This window comes from Sphingomonas sp., assembly GCF_048595155.1.
Lineage (GTDB): Bacteria > Pseudomonadota > Alphaproteobacteria > Sphingomonadales > Sphingomonadaceae > Sphingomonas_I.
Map to the genome: position 1 here is coordinate 1 of NZ_JBMDXN010000091.1, position 19,302 is coordinate 19,302.

Consider the following 19,302-nt stretch of genomic DNA (forward strand, 5'->3'; position numbering starts at 1 on the left):
GGCGTGATCCGAACTTCGCCCTTAACATCCTCGATCGCAGTCGTGCAGGCTAGACCATTGCGGCCATCGATATTCATCGAGCAGGAGCCGCAAATCCCCTCCCGGCACGAACGGCGGAACGTCAGTGTCGGATCGACCTCGTTCTTGATCTTCAGCAACGCGTCCAGGATCATCGGGCCGGTCTGCTCCAGATCCAGCTCGTACGTGTCGTAGCGCGGATTCTCACCGGCTTCGGGGTCGTAGCGATACACCTTGAAGCTCTTGACACGCTTTGCATCGGCCGGAGCCTTATGCTTGCGGGCCTTGCCGGTGATCTTGGAATTTTTCGGAAGTGCGAATTCGGCCATCTTTTACCTCTGGCCGCGGCTGATAAAGCCATGTGTGCAGGTGCGAAAGCCCTTAACCGGCAAAGACCGATTTTGTCGCCGCGGCAAGATCGCTCCGCCGTGAAGGTTGCGGGGTCCGGATGCGCGCTCTAGCGGGACAGAATGAACCGCCCCGTGCCAACCGTCCGCGTCGTCGGCCACAATGATACCCGATTATGGGGCCTTACGCCGCGTGAGCGGATCGCACGCATCGCCGCAAAGGCAGGGCTCGCAATGGCTTCCGCCGAACGCGTCGGCCCCGAGTTGGTGATCAACAGCGACTTCGCCTTCGATCCGCAATGGATCGGCTTCATGCTGGATAGACCGGAAACGGTCCTCACCGTCGATGGTGCACCGGCAATGGCCTTCACGTACGCGGCGGAAGCGGCGGCGGCGATGGCAAGCGGCGGCGTCCCGCAATTGACGACCGTGCGGGCCGAGGACCATGCCGATTTCTATAACCAGGCTCTGCGCAAGCGGGAGAAGCCGTTCCTCGAGCGACTGACGCCCGCCTCCGTATCTGGGATCGAGCGGCAAAGCTATTATGGCGCCTACAAGGGCGTCACCGATATCCTCACCAAATATCTGTGGCCGGAAATCGCGTTGGTGCTGACACGGCTCTGCGCCCGGCTCGGCATCAGCCCCAATATGGTGACCACCGTCGGCGCGCTGGGTTGCGTGCTGGCAACCGTCGCCTTCTGGTACGGCTATTATTGGACCGGTATGGCGGTCGGTTTCGTGTTCATGGTGCTGGATACGGTCGACGGCAAGCTCGCCCGCTGCACGATTACATCAAGCCATTGGGGCAATATCTTCGATCACGGCATTGATCTGGTGCACCCGCTCTTCTGGTGGTGGGCGTGGGCGGAAGGTCTGACAGCCTGGGGATTAGGGCTGTCGCACGATGATTTCATCTTTGTCATGGGCGTGATGGTGGCCGGCTACATCATTCAGCGCGTGATCGAGGGCATCTTCATCCGACGCTTCAAGATGCATATCCACATCTGGGAACGGTTCGATTCGCAATTCCGCCTGATCACGGCACGACGGAATCCCAACATGGTGATCCTGTTTGTCTCACTGCTGTTCAGCCGCCCGGATATCGGCCTGAATGCCGTGGCGTGGTGGACGGTGATCAGCTGCGTGGTCCACTTCGTACGCTTAGGCCAAGCGGAGTGGCAGCACCGAAAGGGTCACCCCATCACCAGCTGGCTGGACGAACCCGCATGAACGATACGATTCGGAAATTCGGCTACCCCGCGACAATGGTCGCGGAATATGCGCATTGGGTGGTGCTGCTGCGGCCTGCCCAGCCGACACTGGGATCGCTGATCCTTGCCGCAAAATCGGACGCGACCGCCTTTCCGGACCTTAAGCCACAAGCTTTTACCGAGCTGGCGACGGTCACGAAGCATTTGGAAGGCGTGTTGAAGGAGGCGATCGCGCCCGCCAAGATCAACTATCTGATGCTCATGATGGTCGACCCACATGTCCATTTCCACATCATCCCCCGTTACGAAGGCGGCCGTGGTTTTAGTGGGATTGACGTAAGCGATGCGGGATGGCCCGGCGCACCCGCGCTCGGCGAAGCGCGCGCGCTCAGCCCGGAAGAAAATGCGAAGCTGATCGACTGGCTGCGTGGCTGGTGGCCGACCGGCGGGCGCTGACATTATCGTCACGCTGAACCTGCTTCAGCATCCGTGCAGCGTGCGCATGGCGCGCATCACCCAATCGAAGGGACGTCACCCTCAATCGCATTCGGAGCAGCGAAAACTCAAATCGCCGCCCAACGCTCCGTCAACGCAGTCGCGGCTTCCAGATCGGGCGGGAAATCGACCTCCTGCCACTCCAGCCCCTTGATCGAAACGGTGCCGACCTTGCCGGTGGGAGCCAGTGCATCGATGGCCTTAAGATACCAGTTCTTGGTTCCGGCGGCCGTCCGCATCATCGCATCGATCTGATCGCTGAACAGCTTCGGCCCCTCCCCCTGAAAGGCGAGCATGCCGATCGATTCGGCATCGGTCTGGTCGGGCGTCAGCGTCTTGCCGATATGCGCCAGCCGATCGCCATCGCGCTGAACCTTCATATCGTCCGAATCGTAATCATCTTTCTCGTCGATCGTCACGGTGATCGGCGCGGTGGCGCCGTCCAGCAGTCGCTTCACGATCTCGGCGGACACGATCGTGTCGCCGTTGATGATAATGAAATCCTCATTCATCTCGGCCCGCATCATCCAGCAGGTCCCGAGATTATCGGCGACATGGTAGAAGGGGTTGAAGACCGCCCGGGCGCGCACGTCGGTGCGTAGCGCAAGCTGGGCCTCCACCTTCTCGGTCCGAAACCCAGTGGCCACGACGATTTCCGCCACACCCGCCGCGGCCAGCGCGTCGATCTGCCAGTCGATCAATGTCTTCCCCGCGAACGGGATAAGGCATTTCGGCTGATCGGCCGTGATCGGGCCGAGCCGGGAACCCTGACCCGCGGCGAGGATGATGGCGCGCTTGATGATCATGGATGCCCCTTGGCAGGCTTAGTAAACGCGCGCCTTCGGCTTAATATACTCGATCTCGTCGGTGAGCGTATAATCATGCACGGGACGGTAATCGATCGTGACGGCGCCCTTATCGAACCACGTGATCGTGTGCTTCATCCACTCATCGTCGTGCCGCTCGGGATAATCCTCGTGCATGTGCGCGCCGCGGCTTTCGTGGCGGTTGGCGGCCGAATGCATCGTCACCACCGCCTGCGGCAGCATATTGTCGAGTTCCAGTGTTTCGATCAGGTCGGTGTTCCAGATCAACGAGCGGTCGGTGATGCCGATATCCTGCAGGCGGGCGTTCACGGCATCGATCTTGCCCATGCCCTCGCGCAGCGTCTCGGTCGTGCGGAACACCGCACAGTCGGACTGCATGGTGCGCTGCATCTCCAGCCGGATTTCTGCCGTCGGTGATCCACCGGCGGCGTTGCGATAGCGATCGAGGCGGGTCAGCGCCTTTTCGTCGGCCTCAGCCACGACCTTGCCATGCTTGGCATTCGGCTGAACCAGATCGGAAATGCGGTGGCCGGTCGCGCGGCCGAACACGACCAGGTCGATCAGGCTGTTGGAGCCCAGGCGGTTCGCGCCATGGACCGACACGCAGGCCGCCTCGCCGACCGCGAACAGGCCCGGGACGACCGTATCCGGGTTGCCGTCCTTCAGCGTGACGACTTCGCCATGATAATTACAGGGGATGCCGCCCATATTGTAATGGACGGTCGGCGTGACCGGCAGCGGCTGCCGCGTGAGATCGACGCCGGCGAAGATCTTGCCCGTCTCGGTAATGCCGGGCAGACGCTCCGCCAGCACCTTCGGATCGATGTGATCGAGGTGCAGGTAGATGTGGTCCTTGTTCGCGCCGACGCCGCGCCCCTCGCGGATCTCCATCGCCATCGAACGTGACACGACGTCGCGCGACGCGAGATCCTTCGCCGACGGCGCATAGCGCTCCATGAAGCGCTCGCCTTCGCTATTGGTGAGGTAACCGCCCTCGCCACGTGCGCCCTCGGTGATCAGCACGCCCGCACCATAGATGCCGGTCGGGTGGAACTGCACGAACTCCATGTCCTGCATCGGCAGGCCCGCGCGCAGGACCATGCCGCCGCCGTCGCCGGTGCAGGTGTGCGCGGACGTCGCCGAGAAATAGCAGCGGCCATAGCCCCCGGTCGCCAGCACGGTCGCATGGCTACGGAAGCGGTGGATCGTTCCGTCTTCCATGCACATGGCGATCACGCCCTTGCTCTCGCCGCCTTCCATGATCAGGTCGAGCGCGAAATATTCGATGTAGAAATCCGCGTCATACTTCAGGCTCTGCTGATAGAGCGCATGCAGCATGGCGTGGCCGGTACGGTCGGCGGCGGCGCAGGTGCGCTGGGCCGGCGGGCCCGCGCCCATATTCTGCATCATGCCGCCGAACGGCCGCTGGTAGATCTTGCCCGCCTCAGTGCGGCTGAACGGCACGCCGGCATGTTCGAGTTCGTAGACCGCGGCCGGCGCCTCGCGCACCATATATTCGATCGCGTCCTGGTCGCCGAGCCAGTCGGAACCCTTGACCGTATCGTACATGTGCCAGGTCCAGTGATCCGGCCCCATATTGCCGAGCGAGGCGGCAATGCCGCCCTGCGCCGCCACGGTGTGGCTGCGGGTCGGGAACACCTTGGTGATGCAGGCGGTCTTCAGGCCCTTTTCGGCGATCCCCATGGTCGCGCGCAGGCCCGATCCGCCCGCGCCGACGACCACCGCGTCATAGACATGGTCGATGATCTGGTAGGCGGCAGGCATTACGCAACGGCTCCCTGGAAGGCGACCTTCAGGATCGCGAAGATCGCCAGCGCAGCGCCGCCGATCGCATAGAAGTTGAGCAGGACCAGCGCCACGACGCGGCTGAAATCATGCTGATAATCCTCGATCACGACCTGCAGGCCGAGACGAAGGTGGTAAAAGACCGAGATTACGGCGAGGATCAGCGGCACGCTCGCCCAAGGGGAGGACAGCCACAGGGTCAAAGCCCGATAATCCCATAACGGCAAGCGAAAGAGCGACACGACCAGCCACGTTACCAGCAACAGATTGCTGCCCGCGGTCAGACGCTGACGCCACCAATGCTGCGAGCCGTGCTTGGCTGCGCCCAGGCCGCGCACCCGGCCGATGCTGGTGCCCGTGCCCATCAATGTGCTCCCAGGAAAAGAACGCTGCCCCAGATGAGCAGGGTGAGCGCAATCGAGATGATCATGGTGGCCACCGCGCCGGTTTTGTTGGCCTTCAGCTCATAGCCAGCGCCGGTGTCGAGCAGCAGGTGGCGCACGCCCGAGCAGAGATGCTGCAGGATCGTCCAAGTGAGACCCACCAGGATCAGCGCAGGGATCAGATTGAGCCGGCCGCTGCTGTTCGAGGTCATCAGATCGACGAACTTGGCATAGCTTGCCTGGCCGCCGGCAAGAGCAAGAAGCCACCAGATGAGCAGGATGCCGCCGCCAATTGCGTTGGCCACGCCGGTTGCGCGATGAAGAATCGAGACCAGCATGTGCGGGCCCCATTTCCAGATAGTCAGGTGCGGCGACAAAGGCCGCCCGGGATTGCGCGCCATATTCGGGCTTAGGTCCCCAGAAAGAATGATCCGAGCCCTTTAGCCCAATCATGCCGCGTTGCAACGTCGAGCGGGAATGGAAGGTACATATTGTGACCTGCCATTCCTTTGCCGCCTCCCAGCCGCTAGGCGCCAAGCATGAGCATTCACATTCTCGCGACCGGCACCAGCCGGGGTATCGGGGCGGCGATCGCCGCCATATTCGACTCGGATGACATCCGCTTCGTCGGTCACTCCACGACGGCGGGGCCCGATCGCATCGCGGCCGATTTGGCCCAGGCCGGGGCGGCGCGTCGTCTATGGGACGGGGCGCTGGACCAGTTGGACGGGCGTATCGATGTTCTGATCAACAATGCCGGCATCTTCGAGGCCACACCGACCACGCTAAGCGACGCACAATGGCGAGACGGCTGGGAACGGACGATCCAGATCAACCTGACCGCTGCCGCCGAGCTCAGTCGCCTCGCCGTTCTTCATTTTCAGGAACAGGATCGTGGCGGCCGCATCGTCAACGTGGCAAGCCGCGCCGCCTATCGCGGCGACAGCCCCGACCATTGGCATTATGCCGCGTCAAAGGCCGGCATGGTGGCCATGACCAAGTCGATCGCGCGCGGCTATGCCAAGAACCACATTCTTGCCTTCGCGATATGCCCTGGCTTCTCCATGACCGGCATGGCCGATGACTATTTGGCAAGCCGCGGCGGCGACGCTCTGCTCGCCGACATTCCGCTCGGACGGGTCGCGATGCCGGACGAAGTCGCCGCGGCGGTTCGCTTCCTTGCCCTGGATGCACCACCTTCGATGACAGGCGCGGTAATCGACATCAATGGAGCGTCCTATGTCCGGTGAATGGCAAACCCAGAGCGCGGAAAGCTGGAAGGTCACCCTTCCCTGCACGAAGGCAGAGAGTGACATGCTGGCCGCCGCCGAGCCCGAGCTGGAGGTCGACCCGCCGGCGGTGCTGATGACGAGCGAGCCGGACCCCACCCGTCCCGACGATTGGCAGCTGGACATCTATCTGGGCGAGAAACCCAGTACGGCCTTGCTGGAGGCGATCGTCGGCCTCGTGCCGAGTGCGCAAGGTACGGCGCCTAAGGTGGAGCGGGTCGAAGATGCCGATTGGGTAACCGTTAGTCAGCGCTTCCTTGAGCCGATCCGCGCGGGCCGCTTTTACGTCCACACCGCCGCCCATGCGGAAGCCATACCGGCCGACGCCGTTGCCTTTCATATTGAAGCGGGACGCGCCTTTGGAACAGGGCACCACGAGACCACGGCAGGCTGCCTAGAGGCGCTCGACAGTCTGGCCCTTGAGGGGAGAACATTCGAAAATATCATCGACGTCGGCACCGGGTCTGGCCTGCTGGCTTTTGCCGCCCGCGCGCTTTGGCCGAACGCCACGGTCACCGCGTCCGACATCGACCCTGTCTCGATCGATGTTACGACCGAGAATATGGCGGCCAACGCCATTCCGGCGGACGCCATTGCGCTTGTCGCAGCCGATGGGGTGGACGATCCCCGGCTCCGTACGCGCGGCCCCTATGATCTGATCATCGCCAACATTCTGGCGGCGCCGTTGATCGAATTGGCACCCGACCTGATTGCCACACTGCGCCAAAATGGCACCATCGTGTTGGCGGGGCTGCTGGCAAGCCAAGCACCGGATGTGCTAACGGCCTATGTTTCGCAGGGCATGGCGCCGTCCTCCCGTATCGATAATGGGGATTGGTCGATCCTGACGCTCGTTCAGGCATCATAAAGAGTGCTTGAGCGAGGTGATGTACCTTGATAATACAGTCGGACGGCGGCGCGTGAGGGGAAAACGCGCCGACGCGTCTGGGATGGGACGACGAGATGAATATGGAGACGGGTTTTAGCAGCGATCCGGCGGGCTATGTCGCGCTGGACGACGCGCGTAACCGCCGCAAGCGGATCCTGATCATCGTCGGCGTTCTCGTCATCTTCATTGTCCTCGCGGTCGCATGGAAGATCATGCATCCGGCCAAGCCGGCTGCAGCCACGGATACTGCGCCCAACGTCACCGTAATCGTACCGGGGCGCCACGAAGTCACCGCCCAGATCCCCGCCGTCGGCAATATCGGCGCGCGGCGCGATATGCCCGTCGGCGTGGCTGGCGAAGGCGGCACGGTACGATCGGTATTGGTGGAACAGGGCACCTGGGTGGCTGCCGGCCAGGTATTGGCAACAATCGACCGGTCCGTGCAGGTGCAACAGGCCGCCTCGCTTGCCGCATCGATCAATCAATCGCGTGCCGACGCCCTGCTCGCAAAGGCCAATCTGGATCGCGCGAAGGCGCTCGTTTCGCGCGGCTTCGTGTCGAAAGCGGATGTCGACACGAAGCAGGCGGCGCTGGACGGTGCCAATGCACGGGTTGCTGTGGCCCAGGCTCAGTTGCGTCAACAGCAGGCTCTGATTGGGCGGCTCGACATCCGATCGCCCACGGCCGGGCTGGTGCTGACGCGCAATGTCGAGGCCGGGCAAGTGGTCGGTGCCGGCTCGCAAGCCCTGTTCCGCGTAGCCGCTAACGGCAAGATGGAGCTGCAGGCACGACTGGCTGAAGACGATCTGGCACGCATTCGCGTCGGATCGCCAGCCACGGTCACGCCGGTCGGCACAACCCTGAAGATCCCCGGCACGGTGTGGCAGATCTCGCCGGTAATCGATCCGCAGACCCGCCAGGGAACCGTGAGAATTGAGCTGCCCTATAATGAGGCCCTGCGCCCAGGCGGCTTTGCTTCCGCGCAAATCGGTGCCGGCCGCGGGGATCTGCCGCTACTGCCCGAGTCGGCGGTGCTGAGCGATGCCAAGGGGAATTATGTCTACCTGATCGGCGGTGGCAACAAGGTCGTGCGCCGTGACGTGAAGGTCGGCGATGTCGACGAGCGTGGCGTCACCATCGTCTCGGGCCTGTCGGGCACGGAGCGGGTGGTTGCATCCGCCGGCGCCTTCCTGAACCCGGGCGACAGGGTGAAACCGGATCTGCAGCCATCCCCGCGTTGAGAAGGCACGAGCGATGAACTTTCGCAACATCTCAGCCTGGGCGATCCGCAATCCGGTACCGCCAATCGTGCTGTTCGTCGCCCTGACGCTGGCCGGCATCCTTTCGTTCATGCGAATGGATGTTAACCAAAATCCGGAAATCACCTTTCCGGGCGTGGTCGTCTACATCAGTCAGCCCGGTGCGGCGCCGACGGAGTTGGAAACGCAGGTCACGCAACGTGTCGAGGCTGCGGTGCGGAGCCTGGAAGGCGTTGAGGAAATCAACTCGACAATTCAGGAAGGTTCTTCGCAGACTTTCGTTCAGTTCACGCTCGAGACGCCGGTCGACCGCGCGACGACCGACGTTCGCGACGCGATCTCTCAGATCCGAGGCGAATTGCCGGAGGGCATTCTCGAGCCGCAGATCATCCGCGCCAAGGTGAACGGCGGCGCGATCGCCAACTGGTCGGTCGAAGCCACCGATATGACCATGGAGCAGCTCTCCTGGTATGTAAAAAACATCGTCTCCAGGCGTTTGCTGGCTATTCCCGGCATGCAGGGTGTGGAAACGCGCGGTGGCGTCGAGCGTGAAATCCGCGTGATCCTGGATCCCGCGAAAATGCAGGCGCAGGGTGTCACCGCCAGCCTCATCAATGCGCAGCTGCGGTCAATCAACATGAACGCAGCCGGCGGCCGTGCAGAGATCGCCGGTATCGAACAATCGGTACGCGTGCTCGGCAATGCGCAGGACGCCTACACGCTGGGGCAAACCCAGATTCAATTGGGACAGGGTCGCTCCGTGCGCCTCGCCGATATCGCAACTGTGCGCGATGCCTATGGAGAGCGTCGCAGCCTAGCGATCATGAACGGCAAATCGGTGGTGAGCTTTGGCATCCAACGCGCCCGCGGCGCATCTGATGTCACCATTTATGACGAGACGGTCAAAGCCCTGGCGCAGCTGGAAAAGGAAAATCCCAAGATCCACTTCGTGCTCCGCTACAACAGTACCAAGGATACGAAGGAAAATTACAAGGGAGCCCTGCATGCGATGATCGAGGGCGCCGTACTGGCGGTGATCGTCGTGTTTCTGTTCCTGCGCGATAAGCGGGCCACGCTCATTTCAGCGCTTGCAATCCCATTATCCGCGATCCCGACCTTCTGGATCCTAAGTTTGCTGGGCTTTACGCTCAATTTCATGACACTGTTGGCGCTCAGCCTTGTGGCCGGCGTCTTGGTGGACGACGCAATCGTGGAGATTGAGAATATCGTTCGCCACATGCGCATGGGGAAGACCGCCTTCCAGGCGTCGATCGATGCGGCCGACGAAATCGGGCTAGCAGTAGTCGGCACAACCTTTTCGATCGTGGCAGTCTTTCTGCCGGTTGCTTTGATGCCGGGCATCGCCGGTCAATTCTTCAAGAATTTCGGCCTGACGGTCGTGGTAGCCGTCCTGATCAGCTTGCTGGTGGCGCGCCTGATAACGCCGATGGTCTCGGCCTATTTCCTGAAAGCGCATGGAGAGGCCTCGCACGGCGAAGGTGCCTTGATGAACCGCTATATGGACGTGCTGCGCTGGACGCTGGATGACAGCAAGGCAAAGGCGGCACGGGAGCGCGGATCCCGCCTCTTCGCATGGACGCGCGATCATCGATGGTGGACGATGGGGGTCGGGTTCGTCGCCTTCATCTTTACCATCGCGCTGTTCGTAGTGATCCCCAAGACGTTTATGCCGCCGCAGGACAATGACCTCAGCCGCATTAACGTGATCATGCCCCCGGGCACGACGCTGGAGCAAACCCGCGACGTATCGGAACGGGTCGTGGCGATGGTCAAGAAGCAGCCTGATGTCGCTACCGTAGTCAATTATGTCGACGTGGGCAGCGCCTATGTCGTCGTTACTTTGCGGGACGACCGAAAGCGCAAGTCAACAGAGTTTGAGCGCGCCGTATCGCCGCTACTTCAGAAGGTGCCTGACGCTCGCGTCAATTTCGAAACTCAGGGTGGCAATGGTGGCCGCGATATTCAAATCCAACTGGCGGGTGACGATCCCGTCCAACTGACCAATGCCGCGCTTGGTGTCATCGAGCAGATGAAGAAGTTGCCGGGCATTCGCACGCCGCGGATCGAGGGCGATCTCGCGCGCCCTGAAATCACCATTAAGCCGCGCTTCGGCGTCGCGGCTGATCTCGGCGTGACAACGCAGGCGCTGAGCCAGGCCATCCGCATCGCGACGATTGGCGACATCGACCAGAACGCCGCCAAATTCTCGCTGAACGACCGCCAGGTCCCGATCCGGGTCATGCTGAATGAGGATAGCCGCCGCAATCTATCGACGATCGCCAACCTGCCGCTGCCGACAGCCAATGGCGGCAGCGTGCCACTCAGCGTCGTGGCTGATATCGGATTCGGCGCAGGCCCATCGCAGATCGAGCGCTTCAACCAGGAACGCCGCATCATCATCAGCGCGGATCTCGCACCCGGTGCGGTAAGTGGCGACGAGCGGGCCAAGATCATGGCCTTGCCTGCCATGAAGAATCTCCCGCTCGGCGTGCACTATGCCGCGGCCGGCGACGCCAAGTGGCAAGAAGAGATGATGCTCAACTTCATGATCGCGGTTGTCGCGGGCATCCTCCTCGTGTTCGCGGTGCTGGTGCTTCTCTACCGCCGGGTCGTGCCGCCTTTCGTCAACATGACGTCGCTGCTGCTGGCGCCGCTCGGCGGCCTGATTGCCCTGCTGATCGCGGGCATGCCGATGTCGCTGCCGGTGTTCATCGGGCTGCTGATGCTGTTCGGCATCGTCGCGAAGAATTCGATCCTGTTGATCGACTTTGCGATCGAGGAGATGCGGATGGGCCGCCCGCTGCTGGAAGCTGTCGTGGACGCCGGCCACAAGCGCGCACAGCCGATCGTGATGACGACCGTGGCGATGGTCGCGGGCATGATGCCAACCGCCTTGTCGCTGGGTACCGACGGATCGTTCAATCAGCCGATGGCCGTGACTGTCATCGGCGGCCTGATCCTGTCGACCCTGCTGACGCTGCTGATCGTGCCGGCAGGGTTCAGCCTGGCCGACGGCATCGAGAAGTGGATGGGTCGCAAGCTGGGTGGTGCGCTCACCAACGGGGGCGAAAATGCGATGCCCCCGGCCCTTCCGCAACCGGCGGAGTGAACCTTCCGGGCTGATGGCGATTGTCTGAGAGACATGCTGCCAGCCCGGATCATGCCATGAGCTTGCGCGAACGCGCTCTGCCCACTCACAGTGGCGTACGCAACATGCGGATCATCGCGACCGGATTGCTGGTCGCGATGGCCGCTTTGTTCTTCATCGCCGGGACCCTGCGGCCGCTCCACCCCGCGTGGGGCTATGTCCGCGCCTTTGCCGAGGCTGCGATGGTGGGCGGCCTTGCCGACTGGTTTGCGGTAACCGCGCTGTTTCGCCATCCGCTCGGCCTGCCCATTCCGCACACCGCGATCATCCCTCGCAACAAGGATCGTATCGGCGATAGCCTCGCCGCCTTCCTGCGGTCCAATTTCCTTGTTCCCCGTGTCGTCGGACGGCGCATGGCCCGACTGGACGTGGCGCGCGCGATCGGGCGCGTGCTTGCAGCCCCACCGCGCGAAGGTGCGATGCGCGCCGGCGCCGGCAAGCTGGCCGAGACGCTGCTGGAAAGCCTGGGCGACGAACGGCTGGGGCAATTGTTCAAGAGCGCAGCGACACAGCGGCTGAAAGCGCTGGAGATCGCACCTCTGGCAGGTCAGCTGATGGCGGCGGCCATGGCCGAAGATCGCCATCGCCCGATGATCAATTCGGCGATCCTGTGGGCGGGGCGGACGCTGGAAGCCAATGAGCATCTGTTCCGCCAGATGATCCATGAACGCGCCGGCTCCGTGCTGCGGTGGACAGGGTTGGACGAGACGCTTTCGACCAAAATCCTGGATGGCTTGTTCCGGTTGCTGGGCGACATGGCGGAAGATCGCGATCACCCCCTGCGGGCGAAAGCCGAGGAAGGCTTGGCCCGGCTTGCCGAACGTCTCCAGCACGACCCGGAACTGCAGGCGAAGGTTTCCGCTTTCCGCGACTCGGCGCTGGCCAACCCTGCAGTTGGGGCGTGGCTGGACGGAATGTGGCAAAATGCCCGCGCGGCGATGCTGCGCGCGGCCCGAGACCCCGATTCGGTTGCTGCCGGACGTTTCGGCGAAGCCATGCGCCAGATCGGTAAGCGCCTGCAGGAGGATGTCCGCGTGCGGTTGGCGGTCAACCGCTTCGCGCGGCGGGCGACGGTGGCGCTGGTAGCATCTTATGGCGACGGGATCGTCACCTTGGTGTCCGAAACCGTACGGGGCTGGGACGCTCGGACCGTTACCAGCCGGCTGGAAAATGCCGTTGGACGCGATCTGCAGTATATCCGCATCAACGGCACGGTGGTGGGCGGCCTTGTCGGCGTCGCCATCCATATCGTGGAAAACGTCACCTGAGCTGTGCCCTGCACGAAGCCGATTCATCACATACTGAAATAAGGAAAGCCAAGCCGGCGTAACGGCCGTTGCATCGGGCAGAAAGCACCGCTAAGCCGCCCACCGCTGGTGCCGGGGCTGTAGCTCAGATGGGAGAGCGCTGCAATCGCACTGCAGAGGTCAGGGGTTCGATTCCCCTCAGCTCCACCAGCCCGCTCGCACTTTCCTTGCGCATTGGGCGCTCTTGCCGAATAGGGGCGCCGTGAATCCCCTGCGTTATATGATGTCGCCCTGGTGGGCGTTGCAATTGGCAACCGGTGCCAAGAGTTTCCGCGATAATCCGCTGATCGGATCACACCGATTAAACGCGATGGGATTGCACGCCAAGCGCGTGGCGATTGCCTACACAATGGCTGAATGGCGGCGGCGCAAGATCGCGCACCTGATCGATGCCGCTGACCGCACTGCCTTCGCACGCGATGGGTTCGTGCAGGTTCGTGACTTCCTGCCTCCGGCGGAGTTCGCCGCGTTGCGCGATCAGGTGATGGCGCATCATGGCGCCGCCCGCGAGATGGTTCAGGGCGATACGATCACCCGCCGGATTGCGCTGGATCCGGTAGCGCTCAATGCTATGCCGGCAACTCGCGCGCTGCAGCGAGACCGCCGCTGGCAAGGCCTGATCCGCTACGTCGGCAGCTTCGACACTGAACCGATGGTCTATATTCAGTCGATCCTGACCCATCGGCATGATGCACCGCCTGATCCGCAAACCAAGCTTCATGCCGACACATTTCATCCTACCGTCAAAGCCTGGCTGTTTCTGACCAATGTCGCCCCTGACGAGGGGCCGCTGGTCTATGTCGCCGGATCTCACCGACGGGATGCGCAAAGACTGGCTTGGGAGCAACGCCGCAGTCTGGAGGCGCGGGATGGAGCCGACTTCCTCTCGGGCCGCGGGTCTTTGCGCATCGAGGAAAGCGAGCTTTCGGCCCTCGGGCTTCCTTCGCCCACGGCCTTAGCCGTTCCCGCCAATACGCTGGTCGTTGCCGACACGAGCGGCTTTCATGCCCGCGGCCCTTCGGTGCGCCCGTCCTTGCGCGTCGAGATGTGGGCCTATGGGCGGCGCAATCCGTTCCTGCCGTGGACCGGAATGGACATCACGGGCATACCGGGGTTGGCCGAACGCCGTGCGCCGCTGAACTGGAGCCTTCACGATCGCTTTCGCGGCTGGCTCGGACAGCCATGGGCGGATGTCGGTCGCAAGCACCCTATGGACGAATGAAGGCGGATCCTTCCTTTCCGCTGGAAACGGTAAGCCTGGCCACGGCGGACGGCAGTTACCGCAACCCCTTCACCGGCAGCGCCATCAGTGCCGAGGTGGCGGCGGAGATCGTTACGCATTGGCGCACCTTGGCCGATCGCAATCGCGGCATCGCGGTCGCATGCGGCATGGCTTGGTGGAAGCGGCGGCGCATTGCGCAATTCCTATGGGCGGATCGACGTCCACCACTTCGTTTTGCGGATGATGCGCCCTCGGCCATTGGGTTGGCGGGTGATGCCGCTATCGCAGTATGGCCATCGCGCGCACCACCGGGCCTATCGGAAAGCGCGGGCGATCGGCTGGTGCGGATCGAGGATGGCTTTATCCGCTCAATCGGACTGGGCGCCGATCTGCACCCGCCTTTGTCGATCGTGGTTGATCAGACCGGCATCTACTACGATCCCACAAGGCCAAGCGATCTCGAGTCGATCCTTGCCGAAGCGGAGTTCCCGCTGGAACTCTGTGCGCGGGCTGAGTCGCTGATGCGGACGATCGTGACGCGCGGCATCAGCAAATATGCCAGCGAAGCGCCGATCGCCCCCGCACGACCCCGCACCCGCAGGACTATATTGGTGCCCGGACAGGTGGAAGATGACATGTCGGTGCGATTGGGTGGCGCCGGCATCACCAGCAACTTGGACCTCCTTAGCCGCGCCCGCAGCGCCGAGCCGGACGCCCATATCCTGTTCAAGCCCCATCCCGACGTCGATGCCGGACATCGCCAAGGCCGGGTGCCCGATGCCCGGTTGTTGGCTTATGCCGACGAAATCGTGCGCGGCGAGGCGATGCCGTCGCTCTTGTCCCGTGTCGATGCGGTGCATGTACTGACCTCCTTAACCGGGTTCGAGGCACTGCTGCGCGGCGTCGAGGTTACAGTCCATGGCCAACCATTTTATGCGGGTTGGGGTCTTACACGCGATCTGGCGCCGCCGCTGGCGCGCCGCGGCCGTCCATTGACCTTGCTGCAGTTGGTGGCCGGGACACTGATCCTCTACCCGCGCTATCTCGACCCCGTCACGGAATTGCCCTGTCCCCCGGAGATTCTGCTGCAGCGTTTTGCGGAGGGCTGGCGGCCGAAAACGACATGGCTGATCCGCCTGCGACGTTGGCAGGGCCGCATCGCCAAAATGTTCGGAACGATCTCGCGTTAGCGGACGCCCATGGCTTTCATCAGGGCGCCTGCCATGTGTTCGGCGGCGAGATCGGTGCGCTCGCCGGCGACAGCATGCGAGCCCCAGATCGCGTAATCCGAGCGTCTATCGGCCGCACCTGCTGCCTTGAACGCTCCGGTGAGACTCGGCTGATGATCTCCGTAAAAGAGCAGCCAGCCAGGCGAGCCGGTTGCTGCGATGGCATCCCGCAAGATAGGAATCATCCCGTCAGTAGACTGAAGGTGCTTCAGCCAGCGACCGACAGCAGCAGCGTCGGGCAGAGCGCGCCAGGTCTCCGGCAACGCGGCGGGAGCAAGCGGATCGTGTTTTGCGTCCCACGGCCCGTGATTTTCCATCGTGATCGCAAAGACCAACACGCGTGGACCATATTTCCTCACCAGAGCCGCCATCATCTCCGCCACGGCAAGATCGCTGACATAGGGGCCATTGCGTGCCGCGTCGGCGAAACCCTCCACGCCGATGAACTGATCGAACCCCAGCAGCGGCATCACCTTGTCGCGATAATAGAAGCTCGCGTCGTAGGGATGCACGCAGATCGTACGATAGCCTGCAGCCCGCGCTTGTCGCGCGAGCGAAGGCAGCGGGACCCGCGCGAAATGTTCGTAGGGATTGTAGCGATCCAGGCCGATGTCGTCACCGCCCAAGCCGGTCAGCACAGCCAGTTCCGACCGGATCGTATTCGCGCCCCAGCAGGGCACCGTTAGCTTGCCGGCGCTCACTGCCTCACGCTGCAATTGCGCAAAATGCGGCAGATGGTGGACCAGCGAAAGATCAAGGCGGCGCGCATCCACGAAGGATTCGCCCTGCACGATCAGGATCGGCCCGTTCGTAGGCAGTTCGGGCCAGTTGTGGGCTTGCGCAGCTTGCTGCCGTTCGGGCCGCTCGGCCCGTGCGAGCGTTGCCTGAACGATACAGGCGGCCAATAAACCGAGGCGGGCAGCATCGACCGCCGGATCCCGGCTGATCGCCAGCCGATCGTAGAATTGGCGAAGGCGCCTGAGCAGTCCGGGCGCCGTCGGGATAACGAACAAGGCACGCCCAATGACGCCCGATACTACCGCCAAGATGGCAGCCTGCGGCAGGCTGACGGGCCATAGCGGCCGTTCCAGATCGATCAGCCACACAATTACAAGCAGGATGACGATCGTGGCCAGCACCATGCGCCCGGTGCCGACGAAGGCGAGATAAAGTCGGGGGTGGCGCACGACTTCGATCAGTTCGGCACGATCGGCGAAAACCACCGGTTCATCCAGCACGATGCGCTTGACCCGATCGGCCACGCCCATTCCGATGCCGAGGCACATCACCGCTAGCCCGGCCATGATTGGACGACCGGTTGGCAGCAGAAACAAGCCGAATCCGGCCAGAAACGGGAATACGTCGATGAAGAGGATCGCCGCGCGATGTGGCTCAGGCCGACCGAACAGCGGCGCGCCGACAAGCCGACGCAAGCCGAGCCACGTCGCCAGGGTAACCGCTAGCCCTACGAGAAAATGAAGCATTAGACCTGGTCTATTGCCCCGGTTCGATCCGGAAGCGAAAGCCCCGCATGATGCGATCGCCCAGCGGCGCCGGCATCAAATCGGCCGCCTGCGTCCCCATTGCTAGCAGACGCGGAACGATGATGCGCGAACGCCGGGCGTCCAGCCCCTTGCGGACGGCTGCCACCATCTTGTCGAGACTGAGCATGAACGGAGTCGGGCCCTTCCAGCGGTTCGTCATCGGAGTATCGAAAAATCCGGGAACGACAACCGTCACTGCGATGCCTTGCGGGCGCAACAAGGCGCGGAGCGCTTCGCCATAAGCGCGAATGCCCGCCTTACTCGCGCTATACCCAGGGCTATATGGCAGACCGCGCAACGCCGCCGTCGAGGAAACAACCGCCACATGGCCGGCGCCCCGCGCGATCATCCGAGGCAACAAAGGTTCGATCGTATGGATGGTGCCCAGCAGGTTGGACCTGACCTGCAGGGCAGCGAGTGCAACGCCTTCCGGACGATCCTCATCCCCGGTTCCGGCAGAGACGCCGGCGGCCGCTATCACCAGGTTGAAGGGCGTATGTTGATCCTGTTCGACCAGCCAGCTGCCGAGCGGCTCCGCTTCGCCGACATCGTACAAGCCCATTGCTACGGTTGCGCCGCGCGCGCGGCAAAGCGCTGCGGTGACCTCTAGCCGTTGCGCATTGCGACCGATGAGGGCGAGATGCACGCCCGGCGCGGCATAATTCGCCGCGAGGCCGGCGCCGAGGCCACTCGAAGCGCCGGTTATCAGTATCGAGGAAATGGCTTTATCCCCGTGCGACGAGGGGCGCGGCGACCGGCATGCGCATAGGCGCCGGCATCCTTACAACCGATGTCCGGGGCTCATCCATTTCAAGCCGGCGCATCGCGCCCGTCACCAGCATCGTCAGGCCTTCTTCGCTGAAATAGCCGCCATGGATCAGGCAGCGATCGATCAGGACGCGCCGGAACGCTTCGTAGACCGGCAATTCCGGTGCAACCGGTTCCGTCCAGAAAGAATCAAGGCCATTCTGATGCGTGATGCGCGGCATATCATAGACCGCGTCGCCGAGTACCACTGTGGGAACGCCACACCGCAAGGAAAGAGTGCCTGTCGTGCTGTTCACGGTCACGAGGCCCCGCGCGCTGCACACCAGCGAATCGATATCCACCGATTCGAGGAACAGCACCCGGTCAACAATCCCGAACTTGGCAGCGGCAGTCAGCGTGCGCTTTTCCCAATCCACCAGACCGTTGTCGAGCGGATGACCCTTCACAACCAGCAGCGTATCCGCCGGTGCCCGCCTGGCATAGGATGCGAGTACCGTCTCAATCGCGTCCTGGACGCCGACAAAATTCGAATGGACGCGAATCTGGTAATCGCAATCCAGCTGCAACGGAAACACGAAATAAGGCCGTCCGTCCTCGCGCAAGCGTTCCAGCGTCGCAGCCGAACGGCGGCGCTCCGCTCCACGCCGAAGCAGCCGAAACGCCCAGCCCGCATATTCCGTAAGAATGTGCCACGGCCGGTGCGTCCGATAACCGGGGAATAGCGGAGCAAGCGCAAGCGAAGCGATATTGTAGGCCAAATCCTCTTTCGCCCGCCGCTCGAACGAGGAGGGAACTGGCGGGAATGTGGGTTCCGGCGGCAAGGCGCGGGCAGCCTCCACATAATGATCCGGCGATCGCGACAGGCGTGAGTGGCCGTTGACGCCACCTGCCTCCAAGGTCACGAAATCAGGCCGGACATAGCCCTCTTCGAAGACATGCACCTTCACGCCGGTTTTGCTGGCGACGGCGATCGCGACACTATGCAGCGGACGGCAATCGCCGAACAGCACGATGTCCGTGATGTTGCGGCGCGCGAGTATCTTCGCAAGGAACCGCGGCCACTTGTCGAGGGTGCCTCGATAATCGATCGCGCCGGGCGCGCGCCAATACAGTTTGTCGCCCCCGTTGAAATTAACGCGATGAACGCCGTTCCCCGCTGCTGCCAGCGCTTCGCCCAACCTTGAGAAAAACGGGCCTGCCAAACCCTGAAGAAAAAGGAATTCTTTTTTCGCCACGCGCCTCACCTGACCATCGACCCTGTGGCGCGGCGCGCCCTAGCGGCACCGCTCCTTTGCACCCGAGTTGCGTTGGACACAACCAGCGCTTTGGCTCAACTAACGACGGTCTCACACGGTTCAACCGTTACGGACCGTCCACTCACAGTCGCCCATGCGCCACTCGATGCTGCATTGCAAACATATGACACAACGGCTGGCCGCGCTTTGCCTTGTTCCGCCGCGTCGCTCCGCTATAGCCTCTTCACGCGTCCCACCAAGCTAGGGTACGCCGGAGTTTCGTTTGAACAAATCGCGTTACGAC

17 protein-coding genes and 1 tRNA gene are annotated in these 19,302 nt (G+C 62.7%); 10 read left to right on the forward strand and 8 right to left on the reverse strand.

The annotated features are described in order from the left end of the window. On the reverse strand, positions 1-347 hold a 347-nt coding region (locus ACOJSI_RS14095), incomplete at its 3' end, for a 2Fe-2S iron-sulfur cluster-binding protein (protein WP_420138929.1). A gap of 141 nt (positions 348-488) precedes the next feature. Between ACOJSI_RS14095 and ACOJSI_RS14100 the strand changes: the two genes are divergently transcribed. Further along, complete coding sequence (locus ACOJSI_RS14100; RefSeq protein WP_420138930.1) at positions 489-1,595, forward strand: CDP-alcohol phosphatidyltransferase family protein; 1,107 nt, start codon at positions 489-491, stop codon at positions 1,593-1,595. Further along, on the forward strand, positions 1,592-2,032 hold the full coding sequence (locus ACOJSI_RS14105; protein WP_420138931.1) for an HIT family protein: 441 nt from the start codon (positions 1,592-1,594) through the stop codon (positions 2,030-2,032). Before ACOJSI_RS14100 ends, ACOJSI_RS14105 begins: the two co-directional genes overlap by 4 nt. 107 nt (positions 2,033-2,139) lie before the next feature. Here the strand turns inward: ACOJSI_RS14105 and ACOJSI_RS14110 are convergent, their stop codons facing one another. The 4 genes from ACOJSI_RS14110 to sdhC are packed head-to-tail and all read right to left on the reverse strand — an operon-like array spanning position 2,140 to position 5,488. Further along, a complete protein-coding gene (locus ACOJSI_RS14110) occupies positions 2,140-2,877 on the reverse strand; it encodes an NTP transferase domain-containing protein (protein ID WP_420138932.1) in 738 nt (245 codons plus the stop codon). Between the two features lie 18 nt (positions 2,878-2,895). Then, the gene (sdhA, locus tag ACOJSI_RS14115) at positions 2,896-4,683 is read right to left on the reverse strand and encodes a succinate dehydrogenase flavoprotein subunit (RefSeq protein ID WP_420138933.1); all 1,788 of its coding nucleotides are present in this window, start codon (positions 4,681-4,683) and stop codon (positions 2,896-2,898) included. Beyond that, the gene (sdhD, locus tag ACOJSI_RS14120) at positions 4,683-5,069 is read right to left on the reverse strand and encodes a succinate dehydrogenase, hydrophobic membrane anchor protein (RefSeq protein WP_420138934.1); all 387 of its coding nucleotides are present in this window, start codon (positions 5,067-5,069) and stop codon (positions 4,683-4,685) included. Before sdhD ends, sdhA begins: the two co-directional genes overlap by 1 nt. Next, the gene (gene sdhC, locus ACOJSI_RS14125; protein WP_420138935.1) at positions 5,069-5,488 is read right to left on the reverse strand and encodes a succinate dehydrogenase, cytochrome b556 subunit; all 420 of its coding nucleotides are present in this window, start codon (positions 5,486-5,488) and stop codon (positions 5,069-5,071) included. The genes sdhD and sdhC overlap by 1 nt, the downstream gene beginning before the upstream one ends. 138 nt (positions 5,489-5,626) lie before the next feature. Between sdhC and ACOJSI_RS14130 the strand changes: the two genes are divergently transcribed. The 8 genes from ACOJSI_RS14130 to ACOJSI_RS14165 all read left to right on the forward strand — a co-directional run bounded on the left by ACOJSI_RS14130 (position 5,627) and on the right by ACOJSI_RS14165 (position 15,412). Further along, positions 5,627-6,337 (forward strand): SDR family NAD(P)-dependent oxidoreductase, encoded by a 711-nt coding sequence (locus ACOJSI_RS14130; RefSeq protein ID WP_420138936.1) that lies wholly within the window; start codon positions 5,627-5,629, stop codon positions 6,335-6,337. Beyond that, the gene (locus tag ACOJSI_RS14135) at positions 6,327-7,244 is read left to right on the forward strand and encodes a 50S ribosomal protein L11 methyltransferase (protein ID WP_420138937.1); all 918 of its coding nucleotides are present in this window, start codon (positions 6,327-6,329) and stop codon (positions 7,242-7,244) included. Before ACOJSI_RS14130 ends, ACOJSI_RS14135 begins: the two co-directional genes overlap by 11 nt. Positions 7,245-7,339: 95 nt before the next feature. Continuing rightward, the gene (locus tag ACOJSI_RS14140) at positions 7,340-8,506 is read left to right on the forward strand and encodes an efflux RND transporter periplasmic adaptor subunit (protein WP_420138938.1); all 1,167 of its coding nucleotides are present in this window, start codon (positions 7,340-7,342) and stop codon (positions 8,504-8,506) included. Positions 8,507-8,519: 13 nt separating this feature from the next. Beyond that, on the forward strand, positions 8,520-11,654 hold the full coding sequence (locus ACOJSI_RS14145) for an efflux RND transporter permease subunit (protein ID WP_420138939.1): 3,135 nt from the start codon (positions 8,520-8,522) through the stop codon (positions 11,652-11,654). Between the two features lie 56 nt (positions 11,655-11,710). After that, positions 11,711-12,961, forward strand: coding sequence for a DUF445 domain-containing protein (locus ACOJSI_RS14150; protein WP_420138940.1), 1,251 nt, complete (start codon positions 11,711-11,713; stop codon positions 12,959-12,961). Between the two features lie 113 nt (positions 12,962-13,074). Further along, a tRNA-Ala gene (locus ACOJSI_RS14155) sits at positions 13,075-13,150 on the forward strand. Positions 13,151-13,220: 70 nt separating this feature from the next. Then, positions 13,221-14,222, forward strand: a complete 1,002-nt coding sequence (locus ACOJSI_RS14160; protein WP_420138941.1) for a phytanoyl-CoA dioxygenase family protein — start codon at positions 13,221-13,223, stop codon at positions 14,220-14,222. Then, positions 14,219-15,412: a hypothetical protein gene (locus ACOJSI_RS14165; protein WP_420138942.1), complete on the forward strand. Its 1,194-nt coding sequence runs from the start codon at positions 14,219-14,221 to the stop codon at positions 15,410-15,412. Before ACOJSI_RS14160 ends, ACOJSI_RS14165 begins: the two co-directional genes overlap by 4 nt. Here ACOJSI_RS14165 and ACOJSI_RS14170 read toward each other — a convergent pair. From ACOJSI_RS14170 to ACOJSI_RS14180, 3 genes are read right to left on the reverse strand one after another with little or no spacing between them, the layout of a single operon-like run. After that, positions 15,409-16,935 carry an LTA synthase family protein gene (locus ACOJSI_RS14170; RefSeq protein WP_420138943.1) on the reverse strand — a complete coding sequence of 509 codons (1,527 nt, stop codon included), beginning with the start codon at positions 16,933-16,935 and terminating at the stop codon, positions 15,409-15,411. The genes ACOJSI_RS14165 and ACOJSI_RS14170 overlap by 4 nt on opposite strands. Positions 16,936-16,945: 10 nt before the next feature. Further along, on the reverse strand, positions 16,946-17,716 hold the full coding sequence (locus ACOJSI_RS14175) for an SDR family NAD(P)-dependent oxidoreductase (RefSeq protein ID WP_420138968.1): 771 nt from the start codon (positions 17,714-17,716) through the stop codon (positions 16,946-16,948). A 4-nt stretch (positions 17,717-17,720) separates the two neighbouring features. Continuing rightward, positions 17,721-18,941, reverse strand: a complete 1,221-nt coding sequence (locus ACOJSI_RS14180) for a capsule biosynthesis protein (RefSeq protein ID WP_420138944.1) — start codon at positions 18,939-18,941, stop codon at positions 17,721-17,723. Between the last annotated feature and the right edge of the window lie 361 nt (positions 18,942-19,302).

Bases quoted from the DNA above. Each gene is read 5' to 3' on its own strand.
- ACOJSI_RS14100 (WP_420138930.1), top strand. From the start codon at position 489: ATGAACCGCCCCGTGCCAACCGTCCGCGTCGTCGGCCACAATGATACC.
- ACOJSI_RS14105 (WP_420138931.1), top strand. From the start codon at position 1,592: ATGAACGATACGATTCGGAAATTCGGCTACCCCGCGACAATGGTCGCG.
- ACOJSI_RS14110 (WP_420138932.1), bottom strand. From the start codon at position 2,877: ATGATCATCAAGCGCGCCATCATCCTCGCCGCGGGTCAGGGTTCCCGG.
- sdhA (WP_420138933.1), bottom strand. From the start codon at position 4,683: ATGCCTGCCGCCTACCAGATCATCGACCATGTCTATGACGCGGTGGTC.
- sdhD (WP_420138934.1), bottom strand. From the start codon at position 5,069: ATGGGCACGGGCACCAGCATCGGCCGGGTGCGCGGCCTGGGCGCAGCC.
- sdhC (WP_420138935.1), bottom strand. From the start codon at position 5,488: ATGGCGCGCAATCCCGGGCGGCCTTTGTCGCCGCACCTGACTATCTGG.
- ACOJSI_RS14130 (WP_420138936.1), top strand. From the start codon at position 5,627: ATGAGCATTCACATTCTCGCGACCGGCACCAGCCGGGGTATCGGGGCG.
- ACOJSI_RS14135 (WP_420138937.1), top strand. From the start codon at position 6,327: ATGTCCGGTGAATGGCAAACCCAGAGCGCGGAAAGCTGGAAGGTCACC.
- ACOJSI_RS14140 (WP_420138938.1), top strand. From the start codon at position 7,340: ATGAATATGGAGACGGGTTTTAGCAGCGATCCGGCGGGCTATGTCGCG.
- ACOJSI_RS14145 (WP_420138939.1), top strand. From the start codon at position 8,520: ATGAACTTTCGCAACATCTCAGCCTGGGCGATCCGCAATCCGGTACCG.
- ACOJSI_RS14150 (WP_420138940.1), top strand. From the start codon at position 11,711: ATGAGCTTGCGCGAACGCGCTCTGCCCACTCACAGTGGCGTACGCAAC.
- ACOJSI_RS14160 (WP_420138941.1), top strand. From the start codon at position 13,221: ATGATGTCGCCCTGGTGGGCGTTGCAATTGGCAACCGGTGCCAAGAGT.
- ACOJSI_RS14165 (WP_420138942.1), top strand. From the start codon at position 14,219: ATGAAGGCGGATCCTTCCTTTCCGCTGGAAACGGTAAGCCTGGCCACG.
- ACOJSI_RS14170 (WP_420138943.1), bottom strand. From the start codon at position 16,935: ATGCTTCATTTTCTCGTAGGGCTAGCGGTTACCCTGGCGACGTGGCTC.